This window comes from Streptomyces sp. NPDC031426 (assembly GCF_055581585.1).
On sequence record NZ_JBVIJE010000020.1, the window covers coordinates 105806 to 121749 of the forward strand.

At 70.4% G+C, this 15944-nt stretch carries 15 protein-coding genes and 1 pseudogene; 4 read left to right on the forward strand and 12 right to left on the reverse strand.

Annotated features, from left to right (window positions below):
• Positions 1–66: 66 nt before the first annotated feature.
• The 7 genes from ACZ5NH_RS32405 to allB form a co-directional block, all read right to left on the reverse strand.
• Entirely contained in the window at positions 67–1401 is a 1335-nt protein-coding gene (locus tag ACZ5NH_RS32405) for a TrpB-like pyridoxal phosphate-dependent enzyme (protein ID WP_468780305.1), read from the reverse strand.
• A 206-nt stretch (positions 1402–1607) separates the two neighbouring features.
• Positions 1608–2525 (reverse strand): transcriptional regulator, encoded by a 918-nt coding sequence (locus tag ACZ5NH_RS32410; protein WP_468780307.1) that lies wholly within the window; start codon positions 2523–2525, stop codon positions 1608–1610.
• A 540-nt stretch (positions 2526–3065) separates the two neighbouring features.
• Positions 3066–3977, reverse strand: a complete 912-nt coding sequence (locus ACZ5NH_RS32415; protein WP_468780309.1) for a DMT family transporter — start codon at positions 3975–3977, stop codon at positions 3066–3068.
• Between the two features lie 91 nt (positions 3978–4068).
• Positions 4069–4695: a dihydrofolate reductase family protein gene (locus ACZ5NH_RS32420; RefSeq protein ID WP_468780311.1), complete on the reverse strand. Its 627-nt coding sequence runs from the start codon at positions 4693–4695 to the stop codon at positions 4069–4071.
• Between the two features lie 85 nt (positions 4696–4780).
• Positions 4781–5599, reverse strand: a complete 819-nt coding sequence (locus ACZ5NH_RS32425) for an AIM24 family protein (protein ID WP_468780313.1) — start codon at positions 5597–5599, stop codon at positions 4781–4783.
• 123 nt (positions 5600–5722) lie between these two features.
• Entirely contained in the window at positions 5723–6862 is a 1140-nt protein-coding gene (gene alc / locus ACZ5NH_RS32430; RefSeq protein WP_468780361.1) for an allantoicase, read from the reverse strand.
• 42 nt (positions 6863–6904) lie between these two features.
• Positions 6905–8245, reverse strand: coding sequence for an allantoinase AllB (allB, locus tag ACZ5NH_RS32435; RefSeq protein ID WP_451552164.1), 1341 nt, complete (start codon positions 8243–8245; stop codon positions 6905–6907).
• A 272-nt stretch (positions 8246–8517) separates the two neighbouring features.
• Here allB and ACZ5NH_RS32440 point away from each other — a divergent pair, with 272 nt between their 5' ends.
• Positions 8518–9312, forward strand: a complete 795-nt coding sequence (locus tag ACZ5NH_RS32440) for an IclR family transcriptional regulator (RefSeq protein WP_468780315.1) — start codon at positions 8518–8520, stop codon at positions 9310–9312.
• Between the two features lie 10 nt (positions 9313–9322).
• Here the strand turns inward: ACZ5NH_RS32440 and ACZ5NH_RS32445 are convergent, their stop codons facing one another.
• Positions 9323–9640, reverse strand: a complete 318-nt coding sequence (locus ACZ5NH_RS32445) for a DUF5955 family protein (RefSeq protein WP_468780317.1) — start codon at positions 9638–9640, stop codon at positions 9323–9325.
• Between the two features lie 129 nt (positions 9641–9769).
• On the opposite strand from ACZ5NH_RS32445, the gene ACZ5NH_RS32450 reads away from it, so the two are divergent.
• Positions 9770–10372 (forward strand): nucleotidyltransferase family protein, encoded by a 603-nt coding sequence (locus ACZ5NH_RS32450; RefSeq protein WP_468780319.1) that lies wholly within the window; start codon positions 9770–9772, stop codon positions 10370–10372.
• A gap of 184 nt (positions 10373–10556) precedes the next feature.
• Positions 10557–12182, forward strand: coding sequence for a malate synthase A (gene aceB, locus ACZ5NH_RS32455; RefSeq protein ID WP_468780321.1), 1626 nt, complete (start codon positions 10557–10559; stop codon positions 12180–12182).
• Between the two features lie 3 nt (positions 12183–12185).
• Here aceB and ACZ5NH_RS32460 read toward each other — a convergent pair whose 3' ends face one another.
• From ACZ5NH_RS32460 to ACZ5NH_RS32475, 4 genes and pseudogenes are all read right to left on the reverse strand, one after another.
• Positions 12186–12461, reverse strand: coding sequence for an Rdx family protein (locus tag ACZ5NH_RS32460; RefSeq protein ID WP_388635438.1), 276 nt, complete (start codon positions 12459–12461; stop codon positions 12186–12188).
• 10 nt (positions 12462–12471) lie between these two features.
• Positions 12472–13386: a HipA family kinase gene (locus ACZ5NH_RS32465; RefSeq protein ID WP_468780323.1), complete on the reverse strand. Its 915-nt coding sequence runs from the start codon at positions 13384–13386 to the stop codon at positions 12472–12474.
• A gap of 21 nt (positions 13387–13407) precedes the next feature.
• Positions 13408–13662, reverse strand: a pseudogene (locus ACZ5NH_RS32470) (hypothetical protein); the annotation flags it as partial.
• 155 nt (positions 13663–13817) lie between these two features.
• Positions 13818–14798: a GlxA family transcriptional regulator gene (locus ACZ5NH_RS32475; protein WP_388635444.1), complete on the reverse strand. Its 981-nt coding sequence runs from the start codon at positions 14796–14798 to the stop codon at positions 13818–13820.
• Positions 14799–14923: 125 nt separating this feature from the next.
• On the opposite strand from ACZ5NH_RS32475, the gene ACZ5NH_RS32480 reads away from it, so the two are divergent.
• Positions 14924–15889 (forward strand): NADP-dependent oxidoreductase, encoded by a 966-nt coding sequence (locus tag ACZ5NH_RS32480; RefSeq protein WP_468780363.1) that lies wholly within the window; start codon positions 14924–14926, stop codon positions 15887–15889.
• Positions 15890–15944: the final 55 nt, after the last annotated feature.

The window sequence follows — 15944 nt, forward strand, 5'->3', positions numbered from 1 at the left end:
CGCCGTGAGATGGTGGCGCGGCCACGTGTGGCGTGGCCACGTGTGGCGTGGCCACGTGTGGTGTGGCTACGCGTCGAGCAGAACTTCGTCGTAGCCCTGCAGATCGAGGAAACCGGAGCCACTGGCCAGGACGACGATCACCGGTTCGAGGTCTTCCGCGTCGGCCTTGGCCACGACATCCAGGGCCGCGGCGACCGCGTGACTTGCCTCGGGTGCGAGCAACAGGCCCTCGGTCTGCAGCAGGAGCCGACCGGCCTCCAGCGCCGTCCGCTGGTCGAAGGCGACGGCATCCAGGACGCCCTCGCGTCGCAGCAGGCTGACCAGGGCGGAACTGTGATGGTTGCGCAGGCCGCCGACGTGGTTGGGCGGTGGGATGAAGCTCTCCCCCATCGTGTAGCCCAGCACCTCGGGCGTGAATCCGCCCAGGTCGGTGCGGCCGTACTCGTATACCCCCCGGGTGAGCCGGGGCGCCGCGGTGGATTCCGCGGCGAGGAAGCGAAGGTCCGCTCCGTCGGCCCTGGCCCGCAGGTGAGGGCCGATGAGACCGCAGAGATTGCTTCCGCCGCCCGAGCACGCGATGAGGTGGTCGCCGCGCCCTTCGACGCCGAGGTCCTCGCCGTGGGTCTCCTTGAGTTGCTGCGCGACCTCGAGCCCGAGCAACGTCTGGTGGAGGTAGACGTGCGGCATCCCGCTGCCGGCGAGATACGCGGCGGACGGAATGCCCAGGGCATGCTCGATCGCGTCGCTGATCGCGGTGCCGAGGCTGCCGGGGTGGCCCGGGACCTCGCCCAGGATCTTTCGTCCGATCGCCGTGTGCGTCGACGGCGACGGCCGCACCTTGGCCCCCAGGAGCTCCATGTAGTGACGCCGGTAGGGCTTTTGCTCGAGCGAGCACCTCACCATGAAGATCTCGGCCCGCAGACCGAACATCTTCGCCGCCAGCGCGACACTCATGCCCCATTGACCGGCTCCGGTCTCGGTGACGAGGGTGGTCCGCCCCTCCTCGGCCGCGTAGTACGCCTGGGCTATCGCCGTGTTCAGCTTGAAGCTGCCGCTGGGAAGGACGTCTTCACGCTTGAGGTAGATCCTCGCGCCCGTACCGAGATGCTCCTCGAGCCGGTGCGCTCGGTGCAGCGGTGTCGGCCGGCCGCATTGCCGCAGCCGCTCCACGACCGGTTCGGGTATCGCGATCCATTGCTCGTTCGGACTGTTCTGTTCAACGAGCACTCGTGGCCGGACCTTCGCGGATATCTCCGCGGCGGTAGGGCTTCCGGAGTCCCTGACCTCGGGCATGGGGCCGGGCAGATCTCCGAGGAAGTTGTACCAATGTGTGGGCATCCCCGGTGATGGCGTATCGCTACGAGTGGTGGGTTGAGGCGCGGTCGACTGCTCATCCCCCACACGGTTTGGGCTGTACGAAGTCACGTTCCCCCGCTTCGAATTTGTGAGAGCCATCGTATGAAAGCGAACGGATCGAAATCAGCGGATCTCGCGGGAAAATGCCTACGGAAGAGTCTGGAAGAAGTAGGACGACGATATCGGCGGAATCAACCGGAGGTGCCGCACCGAAGGTGTCGGAAACGGCACCTGCCGAACCGGCCGAAAACCTATGCGTCAGTCTCTCGGGAATTAATCCGTTCCGTCAACGACTCCGCCAGGAGCTGCCAGCTCTCGGCGTGGTGCCGAGCCAGCTCGGCGATCAATGGCGCGCAGTGCATCGGGAGGCTGCCGGCCATCGCCGCCCAGTCGTGCGGCTGCGTGGCCGAGGGGTCGAGTGTCCGCAGCAGCTTCCGGCCGACCTCGGTGAACCGAAGCGAGGGATCGGCCCGCAACCGCCGGACCGCCAGTGACAGGTCGGCACACGTGGGGTGCGCCCTGGGACGTTTCACGATCGCGGGGTGGCAGGGTCCGCCCTCCTGGACCGACCCGACAGTCGGCTCGACCGCGGGGTGGCCGGCTCCGCACTCCTGGGCCGACCCGTCGTCCCGCTGCATCGTCGTCCGGGGTTCGCCTTGGGCAGCGCGCGCCCGCTTCCGCGCATCCTTCGCCGTGGTGAGCGAGATGCCCGCGGCACGCGCCAACTCCTGCGCGGACGCGTCGGGATGCGCGGCGAGGTACACCAGCGCGCGACTGCGGCCCTCGCCGGCCGCAAGCGGGTAGGCCACCCCGTCACGGCCGAGTCGCACGGCGGTCGGGTGCGGAAGTTCCGCACCCGACCGCCGCCTGAGCGCCGCGACTGTCTTGTCCGACAGACCGACGACCCCCGCCAGCCGCCGGTTGGACCACTCCGGGAAGTCGGCAAGCATGTGGAGGGCCGCGGCCTTGCGGTCGGCCAGGGAGAGGGGGAGTCCGTGGTTGCTGTTCAGCTTGACCGCAAGCACGAAGGCTTCACGCTCGTCACCGTTGAACAGCACAGCACTTATGTGCGTGGCGCCGCTGTTCTCCACCGCCCTGAGCCGGTGCACGCCGTCGATGACGGTCATCGTCTTGCGGTGGATCACGATCGGCGGGAGTTCGGAGCACACTTCGGCAAGCGCATCGATGTGCCGTGGATCAACCCCGCCCGCACGGAGTGAACCCCCGACCGTGATTCGGCTTATCGGTACCTGGATGATCTCCGATAAGAGTCCACCGGGGTACGGGTCCGGACGCCGGAAGTGACGTTGTATCGGCTTGTGTGTGGATGCAGAGATTTGGTCCATCGCTCTCCCTCCCCAGCGAACTCCCGGGCGGACCTACCAGCTGTCGTACGACGCATCCAGCTGCGAATGATCAGACAACTCGGCGAACCACGGATCAAGGAAGGGTAAAGCGGTCATGAGCGATCGGAAAGGCATAGCACATCGAGTCCCCCCGCGACGCAATGTCGAGAACCGACCATCGAACACTGTCAGGAGGTTCGAGTCGACGCAAGACCTTGGCCATGTGGTCCTTTGAGAACGTCGATGCCTCTTCTTGATTGTTTATTGAGAAACTAAGCGAGTACAAAGCTCCCCGGGAGCGGAATGATCGGCTCCCCGGAGGCGGACGTGGGATATATCCGCTGACGAAGAGAACTCCACACCTCATCTTGCCGTCCTGCGCCCCCACGCGGTGCCCATGAGTACCAGCGCACCGCCCGCGAGAGCGAGCGCGCCGAGCCGTTCCCCGCCCAGCGCGATCCCCGCCGCGGCGGCCCACAGCGGCTCGGTGCCGAGCAGCAGGCCGACCCGGGAGGGCGAGGTACGGCGGACCGCCCACATCTGCACGAAGAAGGCGAACACCGTGCACAGCGCGGACAGGAAGAGCAGCCCCGCCCAGTCCCGGGCGGTGAACCCGGCCGCGACCCGCCAGGGCGCCGGACCGCCCGAGACGGCCGACAGCAGGGCGAAGACGGCGACGGACGCGCCGAGTTGGACCGTGGTCAGCGGCAGCGCGTCGGCGCCCTGTACGGCCCTGAGCCGGGACATGGCGAGGACGTGCAGCGTACGGGCGAGCGCGGCGAGCAGCATCAGCAGATCCCCGGTGCTCGGCCGGGTGAAGCCGCCGCCCTGGGTGAGCAGGACGACACCGAGCACCGACAGCAGTGCCGCGCCGAGGAAGGCCGGGGTGGGCCGGGTGCGGGTGACGGCGGCCTCGGCGAGCGGGGTGAAGACCATGGTGAGGCTGATGATCAGACCCGCGTTGGTCGCCGAGGTGTGGACCACGCCGTAGGTCTCCAGCAGGAAGATTCCGCTGAGGATCAGGCCGAGCAGGGCCGCGCCGCGCCACTGGGCGCCGGTGAGCGTCCGCAGGGCGCGGCGGCCGGCGATGGCCAGGACGGGCACGGCGAGCGCGAACCGCAGCACCAGCACCGCGAGGACCGTACGGGCGGTGGTGATGTCCTTGGCCGCGAGATAGCTGGCACCCCAGCAGACGGCGACGAGGAGGACGGGCACGTCGGTGCGCCAGGCACGGCGGGGCGCGACGGCGGCACCCGGTACGGCGATCGACGACATGGGGCGGCTCTCCCGGTCTCCGGAAGGGGGTGCGGAGACGGCGGCGGCTCGCACGGGGCGCGATCACCGTACCGGCGAGGACGATCTTCGGCTAGGCGTTTTCCGGGAGGTCGTACGTGCCGTAGCGCGGCCTCCCGGCCAGGTCGTAGGACTGGATGGAGACACCGGCGGCGGTGATGCGGCCGCCCGCGTGCCGGAACCTCGTCGGCAGCGCGCCCTCCGCGAAGAAGCGGAGGCCCGAGCCGAGCACCACCGGGAAGGTCAGCAGGTGCAGGGTGTCGATCAGGCCGAGCGCCAGCAGCGACTGGACGAGGGCGCCGCTGCCGTGCACCTGGAGCTCGCCGTCGATGCGCTCCTTGAGGGCGGTGACCTCCTTGGCGAGGTCGCCGCCGAGCACCGTGGTACCGGACCAGGAGGGATCGGTGAGGGTGGACGAGGGGAGGTACTTCGGCAGGGCGTTCAGCTTGGAGGCGATGGGGTGGGCCGGGTCGGTCACCTTCGGCCAGTACGCCGAGAAGATGTCGTAGGTACGGCGGCCGAGGAGGAACGCGGCGGGGCGGTCGAAGACCTCGTTGATGAACCGGCCGAAGTCGTCGTCGCCGAACGGGAAACTCCAGCCGCCGTGCTCGAAGCCGCCCCGGGTGTCCTCCTGGGGGCCGCCGGGCGCCTGGTAGACGCCGTCGAGCGTGACGAAGATCGTGGAGACGAGCTTGCCCATGACGGGTGCCTGCTTCCTGGTGCGGGGTCTGTGTCACCACCTCAGACCCCGTCCGCACCCGCAACTCATCGGTGGTCCGTACGGCTCACCCGGCGTGCGTCGAGAACAGTCCGCCGGTCGGGCCCTGCTTGTCGCCGCCCTGGGCCTTCTTCAGGGCGTTGGCGAGGCTCTCGATGGTGAGGGACTGCAGGATCACCCGGCCGTTTCCCTCCAGGGTGGCCAGGGACAGGCCCTCGCCGCCGAACACCGCGTTCATGATCCCCTGGCGGTTGAGGCCGCCGACGCGCTGGACGCCGTACTGGATGCCCTCCTCGAAGGCCACCACGCAACCGGTGTCCACCTCTATGCGCCCGCCGAAGTCGGCCGGGTTGAGGTCGATGAAGTTGCCCGCGCCGGCGATGATCACCGTGCCGTACCCGGTGAACTTCTCCAGGATGAAGCCCTCGCCGCCGCTCATGCCGGTGCGGGCGCCGGCGAAGGCGATGCCGAAGTCGACGGTGGACTCGGCGGCCACGAAGGCGTCCTTCTCGGCGAACCACGCGCGTGTGCCGTCGAGTTCCAGGGCCCGCATCTCGCCCGGGAGCACGCCGGCGAAGCCGACCGTGCCCTGGCCGCCCTGGGAGGTGAAGTACTGGAACGCCAGCGATTCGCCCGCGAGCATGCGCTGGCCCACCTGCATGGCGGTGCCCATGGCCTGGCGGAGCAGTCCGCCCATGCCGCCGCCCCCGCCGCCCTGGCCCTGCTGCCCGCCGTTTGCGGACGGGCCGGACAGGCGCGTCTCCATGGTCACGTTCGTCGTCTTGAACAGGAACTTTCCGGCCTCGCAGTACACGGTCTGGCCGGGCTGCAGGTTGACGACCGCCATCTGCATGGCGTTGCCGACGATCTCTTGCTGAAGGGTCACGCGGGGAGAACGCGGGAGACGGACCCGTAAGTTCCAGGGGGCCGGAAACGGGCCCTTGTGGGTGACGCGCGGAGCGCCCCGGTGCTGTCCGGGCCGGGGCGCCCCACGCGGGTACGGGGTGGGTCAGCCGCCCAGTTCCTGGTGCCGGGCGGCGAGGCCGGCCGCGCCCTGCTCGGTCAGGGAGCCGAACAGGCGCAGGCGGGAGATGCCGCCGTCGGGGAAGATGTCGATCCGCGCGTGCGTGCCGACCGCGGGCTCCGGGAGGACGAAGCGGTGGTTGGTGTCGGGCTGCAGACGGGTGCGCGGCAGGATCTCGGTCCAGTCGCCCTGCTCGCCGTCCTTCACCGACACCGACGCCCAGCCCGCGCTGTTGCCCTTCAGACAGGCGGTGTCGATCTCGATCGCGCGGATCTGCGACCGGGCGGCCAGCTGGTAGCGGATCCAGTCGTTGCCCTGGTCGCGGCGGCGGCGGGTCTCCCAGCCGTCGTCCATCTTGCGGGAGCGGCCCGGCTGGATGGTGTTGGTGGCCGGGGAGTAGAAGAGGTTGGAGGCGTCCTCGACCCGCCCGCCGTTCTCCAGCGCGACCACGTCGAAGGTGCCGAGGACCGCCAGCCACTCCGGGTCCGGGACCACCTCGCCGTACACCCGCAGACGGGCGATGCCGCCGTCGGGGTGCTGGTTGACCCGCAGGTGGGTGAAGCGCTGCTCGACGGTGACCTCGAAGCCGTTGGCCGCGTGACCGCCGACGGCGGTGCGCGGGACGATCGTCGTCCACTTCACGCCCTCGCCCAGCAGCTCCTCCGGGGACGGCGAGCCGGGTACGGACGTGCCCTCGATCGAGACGGCCTGCGGGTAGTTGCCGCGGAAGTGGGCGGTGTCGACGACGATCCCGCGGATCACCCCGGGCGCGCCGAGGCGGACCAGCGCCCAGTCGTGGTCCTCGGCGGTCGGCCAGGGGTGCTCGCCGGAGACCCCGCGCCGGCGGCGGGTCTCCCAGCCGTCCATGACCTTGCCCTTGTGCCCGTAGTCCGCGACGTCGAACTCGGCCGGCTCGGGCACCAGCAGGTTCTCCCGCTGGGCGAAGAACTCGTCGTTGGCGGCGATGACACCGGCGCCGAGCTGCCGGTCGGCGAGGTTGGCGTACTGGGTGAAGGGGAAATCGGCGGTGCGGTAGTCCGCGTACGGGTCGCCGCCTCCGTAGGGGTTCGCGTCGCCGGTGAAGCGAGCCGAAGAAGATTGATGCAGCGCCGTCACGGTGATCAGGGGGTCCTTTCGGGAGTCGGCCGGTTCGGGTGGTGGGGGTGGCTACTGGGGGCGGGCGAGCAGGGTGCCCTTCGGCTCGGTGAACTCGCCGTCCGCGACGATGCGTTCGCCGCGCAGCCAGGTGGACTTCACGACGCCGTACAGGGTCTTGCCGGCGTACGCGGTGACCCGGTTGCGGTGCTGGAGGCCGGCCGGGTCGACGGTGAAGGTCTCGTCGGGGGCGAGGACGGCGAAGTCGGCGTCACGGCCGGGGGCGATGGCGCCCTTGCGCGCGTCGAGGCCGACCAGGGCGGCGGTCTGCGCGGACATCCAGCGCACGACGTCCTCCAGGCCGTAGCCACGCGCGCGTGCCTCGGTCCACACGGCGGAGAGGCTGAGCTGGAGGCCGGAGATGCCGCCCCAGGCGGTGGCGAAGTCGTCGGTCTTCAGGTCGGCGGTGGAGGGCGAGTGGTCGGTGACGACACAGTCGATGGTGCCGTCGGCCAGCGCCTGCCACAGCAGATCCTGGTTGGCGGCCTCGCGGATGGGCGGGCAGCACTTGAACTCGCTGGCGCCGTCCGGGACTTCCTCTGCGGTCAGGGTGAGGTAGTGCGGGCAGGTCTCCACGGTGATCCGGACGCCCTCGGCGCGGGCGGCGCGGATCAGCGGCAGCGCGTCGCTGGAGGACAGGTGCAGCACGTGCACGCGCGCGTGGAGGCGGCGGGCCTGCGCGATGAGGTTCGCGATGGCCGTGTCCTCGGCGTCGCGCGGGCGGGAGGCGAGGAAGTCGGCGTACTTGGGGCCGCCGTGCTGCGGGGCGGCGGCGAGGTGGTGCGGGTCCTCGGCGTGCACGATCAGCAGGCCGTCGAAGCCGGCGATCTCCGCCATGGACTGTGCGAGCTGGTCCTGGTCGAGGTGCGGGAACTCGTCCACGCCGGACGGGGACAGGAACGCCTTGAAGCCGAAGACACCGGCGTCGTGCAGCGGGCGCAGGTCCTTGACGTTGTCCGGCAGGGCGCCGCCCCAGAAGCCCACGTCGATGTGCGCCTTGCCGGCGGCCACCTCCTGCTTCACGCGCAGGTTCTCGACGGTCGTGGTCGGCGGGAGGGAGTTGAGCGGCATGTCGACCAGCGTGGTGATGCCACCGGCCGCCGCCGCGCGGGTGGCGGTCCAGAAGCCCTCCCACTCGGTGCGGCCCGGGTCGTTGACGTGCACGTGGGTGTCGACCAGGCCGGGCAGCAGCACGTGGTCGCCGAGGTCCTCCAGCCGGGCACCGGCCGGAGCCTCCGCGTCGTACGGCAGGACGGCCGTGATCCGCCCGGCGGACACGGTGACCGTGGCGGCCCGCGCCCCTTCCGGAGTGATGACGCGCGTCGAACGCAGGACCAGTTCAGCCTCGGACACCCGAACCCCTCTCTGTACCGCCGTTTTACGCCTCGGAAACGGGATGTACACCCACGTAACGAATTTCAACGTTCTGTTGAAGGAGTCTTCACTCCCGCTCTCCCGCCGTCAAGGGCACACTTCTGGGCGGCGCCCGACCCGCACCCACTCTGGACGTTTCCACAAAGCGGAATTACAATTCCAGTAGACAGAACGTAGCTACGTACAAGCAGGGAGTCAACCGGCCGCCGGGTAGGCTTCTCATCTCTTGCCAGTCCCGAAAGGAACGCGCCGTGCCGACGTCCAGCGCCAGCACCACCGACTCCGCCAAGTCCTCCGCCGCGGGCGGGGTCCAGTCCCTGGAGCGCGCCTTCGACCTGCTCGAGCGGATGGCGGACGCGGGCGGCGAGGTCGGCCTGAGCGAGCTGTCCGCGACCAGCGGGCTGCCGCTGCCGACGATCCACCGGCTGATGCGCACGCTGGTCGCCTGCGGCTACGTCCGCCAGCAACCGAACCGGCGCTACGCGCTCGGCCCCCGGCTCATCCGCCTCGGCGAGTCGGCGTCCCGGCTGCTCGGCACGTGGGCGCGGCCGTATCTCGCACAGCTGGTCGAGGAGACCGGCGAGACGGCGAACATGGCGCTGCTGGACGGCGACGAGATCGTGTACGTGGCTCAGGTGCCGTCGAAGCACTCGATGCGGATGTTCACGGAAGTGGGCCGACGGGTGCTGCCGCACTCGACCGGCGTGGGCAAGGCGCTGCTGGCGGGGGTGCCGGACGACGAGGTGCGGGCGCTGCTGTCCCGTACGGGGATGCCCGCCGCGACGGAGAAGACCATCACCACGCCCGAGGGGTTCCTGGCCGCGCTGGAGGACGTACGGCGGACGGGGTACGCCGTCGACGACAACGAGCAGGAGATAGGGGTTCGGTGCCTCGCGGTGTCCGTACCGGAGTCCCCGACGGCTGCGGCGATCTCCATCTCCGGGCCGGCCGGGCGGGTCACCGAAGAGGCGACCGAGAAGATCGTGCCTGTGCTGCAGCAGATCGCCCGTGAGCTGTCTCAGGCACTTGCGAGTTCGGGCACCTAGGCAGAGGCACTCACCCCCGCTGCATCGGCTCCCCGAAGAGGTCCACTGCCTCCCGGACCCCACTCAGACCTCTCGCCAGGGCGCTGACCGAGCCGATCGCGCCCGCGATCAGTAACAGGGAGCTGCGCAGGCGGGGGATCTCAGGGCGGCCGCCCGCGGCCATCGCCGCGAGGGCCGCCAGTTCGTCCTCGGCTATGGCCCGGTCGGGGAAGTCGGCCGGGAGCGCCGCGAGTTCGCGGCGCAGCCGGGACACCGCGGTCCGCAGTTCCGCCACTCGCAGGTCCTCGTCGCTGCCGGTCACTGGCCTCTGCCCCAAGCTCCGCAACACAGCCCTCCCCCTCACACGCCGTCGTGCGCGGGCCAGTAAACGCCACCGCGTCCGGGAGCGCCACCGCGCGGACCGAAATTCAGCCCAAGGAAACCGGCCGCCGCCTCCCCCGTCAGGTATGCAGGACGCATGACGGACAACCATCGTGGGGAGGTCGCCGGGCTGCTGCTCGCCGCCGGCGGGGGCAGACGGCTCGGCGGGCGGCCCAAGGCACTGCTGGAGCACCGGGGGCGCCTCCTGGTCGAACACGCGGTCGGAGTGCTGCGCGCGGCCGGCTGCGGCCGGATCCACGTCGTCCTGGGAGCGCGGGCGGAGGACGTCCACGAGCGGGCCGACCTGAGCGGCTGTGTGCTCGTGGACAACCCCGACTGGGCCGAGGGCATGGGCTCCTCGCTGCGGACGGGGCTGGCCTCGCTGGCCGGTACGGGGGCCAGGGCGGCACTGGTCAGCCTGGTCGACCAGCCGGGCATCGGGGCGGCGGCCGTGGCGCGGGTGCTCGGCGCCTACGAGGACGAGAAATCGCTGGTCTCGGCCGCCTACGACGGCATGCGCGGGCATCCCGTCCTCTTCGGCGCGGCCCACTGGGCGGGCATCACGGCGAGCGCCACGGGGGATCGCGGGGCGCGGGACTACCTGAAGGAGCACGCCGGCCGGATCCGGCTCGTGGAGTGCGCGGACGTGGCCGAGCCGTACGACATCGACACCGAGGCCGACCTGCGCCACCTTGAGTGAAGGGGGCGGCACTGGGCGCCACCTTGCCTCGACTCAGAGAATCTCGATATCAACAAACCATTGAAGTTCCACAATGAGGAAACTACTATCCACTGCTCAGAAGCGCCTGACCGCACAGCGGGCGCTGTTCGCCCTATTCGTGCCACTAGGCACCCGGTGCCACCGCTGAAGGAAGTGACAGCTCATGTCCGCACCAGCGCCGTCCCCGCTGGCCATCGTCGACGCCGAGCCCCTGCCCCGGCAGGAAGAGGTCCTCACGGACGCGGCGCTCGCCTTCGTGGCGGAGCTGCACCGGCGGTTCACCCCGCGCCGTGACGAACTCCTCGCCCGCCGGGCCGAGCGCCGCGCCGAGATCGCCCGCACCTCCACGCTCGACTTCCTCCCCGAGACGGCCGCGATCCGCGCGGACGACTCCTGGAAGGTCGCCCCGGCCCCGGCCGCGTTGAACGACCGGCGAGTCGAGATCACCGGCCCCACCGACCGCAAGATGACCATCAACGCGCTCAACTCGGGCGCGAAGGTCTGGCTCGCCGACTTCGAGGACGCCTCCGCGCCCACCTGGGAGAACGTGATCCTCGGCCAGCTCAACCTGATCGACGCCTACACGCGGAACATCGACTTCACCGACCGGCAGTCCGGGAAGTCGTACGCCCTGCGGCCGAACGAGGAGCTGGCGACCGTCGTCATGCGCCCGCGCGGCTGGCACCTCGACGAGCGGCACCTGGCCGACGCCGACGGCACGCCGGTCCCGGGTGCCCTCGTCGACTTCGGCCTGTACTTCTTCCACAACGCCCAGCGGCTGCTGGACCTCGGCAAGGGCCCGTACTTCTACCTGCCGAAGACCGAGTCGCACCTGGAGGCGCGCCTCTGGAACGACGTGTTCGTCTTCGCGCAGGACTACGTCGGCATCCCGCAGGGCACCATCCGCGCCACCGTCCTGATCGAGACGATCACGGCGGCGTACGAGATGGAGGAGATCCTCTACGAACTCCGCGACCACGCCTCGGGGTTGAACGCCGGCCGCTGGGACTACCTGTTCTCCATCGTCAAGAACTTCCGTGACGGCGGCGCCAGGTTCGTCCTGCCGGACCGCAACGCGGTCACCATGACGGCCCCGTTCATGCGGGCGTACACCGAACTCCTCGTCCGCACCTGCCACAAGCGCGGCGCGCACGCGATCGGCGGCATGGCGGCGTTCATCCCGTCCCGCCGGGACGCCGAGGTCAACAAGGTGGCCTTCGAGAAGGTCCGCGCCGACAAGGACCGCGAGGCGAACGACGGCTTCGACGGCTCCTGGGTCGCCCACCCCGACCTGGTCCCGATCGCCATGGAGTCCTTCGACAAGGTCCTCGGCGACAGGCCGAACCAGAAGGACCGGCTGCGCGAGGACGTCCACGTCGAGGCGGCCGACCTGATCGCCGTCGACTCGCTGGAGGCGAAGCCGACGTACCACGGTCTCGTCAACGCCGTCCAGGTCGGCATGCGGTACATCGAGGCCTGGCTCCGCGGGCTCGGCGCGGTCGCCATCTTCAACCTGATGGAGGACGCGGCCACCGCCGAGATCTCCCGCTCCCAGATCTGGCAGTGGATCAACGCGGGCGTCGAGTTCGAGAACGGCGACAGGGCCACGCCGGAGCTGGCCCGCAAGGTCGCCGCCGAGGAGCTGTCCACCATCCGCCAGGAGATCGGCGAGCAGGCCTTCGCCGCGGGCCACTGGCAGGAGGCCCACGACCTGCTGCTGAGGGTCTCCCTGGACGAGAACTACGCCGACTTCCTCACCCTGCCGGCGTACGAGCAGCTCAAGGGCTGACGCCTACGCCGTCCGGTCCGAGTGGCCCAGGGGCTTTCCCGGGGCCACTCGGTCGCGTACGAGGCGCTTGACCGCCGTGGGCTCCGGGAAGCCCTGCTCGCGCCGGTCCCAGACGACCTCGTCGTTCACCCGGACGACGAAGACGCCCCCGGTGCCGGGCTTGAGCGACAGCTCGGTCAGCTCGGCCTCGAAGGTGGTGAGCAGTTCCTGCGCCAGCCAGGCGGCACGGGGCAGCCAGCGGCACTGTGTGCAGTACTCGATCTGAACGCGCCAAGTCATCCGATGTGCCTCATCCCAGGTGAACCGACCAGTCCTGTTCCGCCGCCGGCTTGCCGTGCAGGTCGGGGACGCGCTTGAGCCAGTCCGGGCGGCCCGCCTGTGTCTTCTCCGCGCGGGCGGCCTCCTCGGCCGCGAGCTGCTCGCGGCTCGGGAAGTCGGTGGGCAGCCACTCGGGCGACAGGCGCACCCGGGCCAGGAGGTAGTCGACATAGGCGGCGCGGACGTCGTCCGGGCTCGCGAAGCCGGCGTCCTCGGCGAGCCACGCGTCCGGCACCTCGGCGACGATCCCGCGCAGCAGGTCCTCGGTCACCTTCGGGGCGAGTTCGGCGTCGGCGGCGCGGACGTCGGGGGCGTAGTGGCCGAGGGCGTGCCGGCGGAAGTCGTACTTCTTGCCCGGGGTGGTGGTGTCCCAGCGGTGGTGGAAGACCAGTGCGGCGCCGTGGTCGATGAGCCACAGGCGGGGCGGTGCGGTGCCGAGCGTCGGCCAGACCATGAGGTTGGAGCTGTGGACGGTGCGGTCCACGTTGACGGTCAGCGCGTCCAGCCAGACGATCCGGCCCGCCTCCAGCGGGTCCACGCGGAAGCTCCCCGCGATCTTCGGGGTGAAGTCCCGGGCGCCCGGCAGATAGTCCATGCCGAGGTTCACGCCCGCGCTCGCGCCGTGCAGCTCCCGCACCTCCTGGTGCGGCTCGTCGGCGGCGATCGCGGGGTCGAAGTGGACGAGGACCAGCTCGGGGAAGCGCAGGCCGAGCGCGCGGGCGAGCTCTCCGACGATCACCTCGGCGACCAGCGCCTTGTGGCCCTGCGCGGAACCGGTGAACTTCACGACGTACGTGCCGAGGTCGTCGGCCTCGACGACTCCGGGGACGGAGCCGCCGGAGCGCAAGGGTTCGACATAGCGGGTTGCGGCTACCTCTCTCAACATTTTCGAAGGCTCCACCGCTCGTCATGCTTGTATTCCATGACACCTCCACGGCGCTGCAATCCAGGGAAATGTCCACGACCAGCCTTGGGGAGAATCTGGGGAGCTTCGACCGGCACGCTCGTCTCCCTCTCTCCCCAGCAGTCCGTCGATGGCGGTGCGACCCCTGCTTCCGGCCTCCGGCATGAAGTGAGCATAGTAACCAAGCGTGACAGCCGGGGAGGAATGCCCGAGCCATCGCGCCGGCGTCACCACGGACTCCCCCGCCTCCAGCATGATCGGCGTAAGTGGTGCGCAGCGACGCCGCCGTTCCGACGGTGATCATCCGGCGGGCGCCGAGGGCGATGAGCTGCTCGAGTCCTTTGGCGGCGAAGGCATGGCAGAGAGGCACGGCCGGCTTCGCATGTTGTCGCGGCCATGGCCCGGCTGGGTGGTCACTGTGCCGTCATGGGCTCCGGTGCGTTGTGGGCGCGACGGTAGGCCAGTGGTGACAGGCCCAGGTGCGTGTGGAAGTGCTTGCGCAGTGCGACGGGGTCGCCGAAGCCGCACGCGGTGGCGATCCGCGCGACGGTGAGGTCGGTGGACTCCAGCAGCAGGCGCGCGTGGGCCAGCCGCCGCTGCGCCAGCCACTTCAGCGGGCTGCTGCCCACCTCGCTGCGGAACCGCCGGGTAAAGGTGCGCACGCTCATGTGCGCGTGCCGGGCCATGTCCTCCAGTGTGATCGGCTCGGCGAGCCGGTCCAGCGCCCACTGCCGGGTCGCCGAAGTGGAACGGTCGGTGTCCTGCGGAACCGGGTGCTCAATGAACTGTGCCTGCCCGCCCTCGCGCCACGGCGCCACCACGCAGCGGCGCGCGGCGGCCGAGGCGACCGCCGCCCCGTGGTCCAGACGGACCAGGTGCAGGCACAGGTCGATGCCTGCTGCTCCGCCGGCGGACGTCAGGATGCGTCCGTTGTCGACGAACAGGACGTCCGGATCGACGTCGACGTCGGGGAACAGCCGCGCCAGCGCGTCACACAGCGCCCAGTGCGTCGTGGCCCGCCGACCGTCCAGCAGACCGGCCGCCGCGAGCAGGAAGGCCGACGTGCACAGGCTGACGACGCGGGTCCGCGGCCCTATCCGGTCCAGCGCCGCAGCGAGTTCCTCGGGGAGCGTGCCGGTCGCGAGCAGCCGCTCGCTGGGTTCCTGCGTGGCCAGAACGACGGTGTCCGCAGTCTCCAGCGCCGACTCGTCGTGGTCGACGACGATCCGGTAGTCCTCGTGCGTGCGTACCGGCCGGCCGCCGAGGGAGCAGGTGACGACGGAGTACAGACGAGTTCCGTCCGGTTCACAGGCCTCGTTGAACACCCGCGCCGGGATGCCCAGGTCCAGCGGCAGGACTCCGTCGAGGGCGAGAACGGCAACACGATGCGGCATGGCCGGAATGGTACGACAGGTGGCTCTCCGGCCACTCACCCGCCTCCGCGAGCACACGCCACTGTTTCTTTTGCCGGGACCGCGGTCCCGGCAAAAGAAATGACACGGACATGAGCGAGGGCAAAATGAGTGAGCACACCATGCGGGCTGTCACCGTCACGGAGTTCGGCGGGCCGGAGGTGCTGACCGTCGAGGAGGTCGTGCGCCCCGAGCCGCTGCCGACCGAGGTGCTGGTGCGAGTGCACGCCGCCGGCGTCAACCCGGTGGACTGGAAGACCCGCGAGGGTCAGGGCATGGCGGGGCTGCAGACCTTCCCGCTGATCCTGGGCTGGGACGTCTCCGGTGTCGTCGAGGAGGTCGGCTTCGGCGTCACCACGCTCGCGCCCGGCGACGAGGTGTACGGCATGCCGTGGTTCCCGCGCGCCGCCGGCGGCTACGCCGAGTACGTGACCGCCCCGGCCCGCCAGTGGGCCCGCAAGCCGGCCACCCTGGACCACGTGCACGCGGCCGCCGTGCCGCTGGCGGCGCTGACCGCCTGGCAGACCGTGGTCGACACCGCCCACGTGCAGGCCGGCCAGCGCGTCCTGATCACGGCCGCCGCCGGCGGGGTGGGCCACTTCGCGGTCCAGTTCGCCCGGCACCTGGGCGCCCACGTGATCGCCACCGCCAGCGCCGCTCGCCACCCCTGGCTCAAGGAGCTCGGCGCCGACGAGACCATCGACTACACCACCACCCGCTTCGAGGACGCCACCAAGGACATCGACGTCGTCATCGACCTGGTGGGCGACGCCCACGACCAGACCAGCACCCGCTCGCTCAAGGTCCTTCGCCTGGGCGGCCTGCTGGTCGCCGTCCCGGCCGGTGTCTCCCCAGAACTGGCCCAGGCCGCCGAGGCGGCAGGCGTGCGGGTCACCCCGTACCTGGTCGAGCCGGACGGCGCGGGGCTGACCACGATCGCAGGCCTGATCGACGCCGGCGAGGTCGCCGTCGAGGTGGAGGAAACGTTCCCGCTGGAGCAGGCCGGCGCGGCGCACGCCCGCGTCGAGGCCGGCCGCACCCGCGGCAAGGTCGTCCTCACCGTCGCCGACTGACCCTGGGCTCGGGACCACCGCAGGCTTGCAGGGGTGACCGTGGTGCAGGGATGGC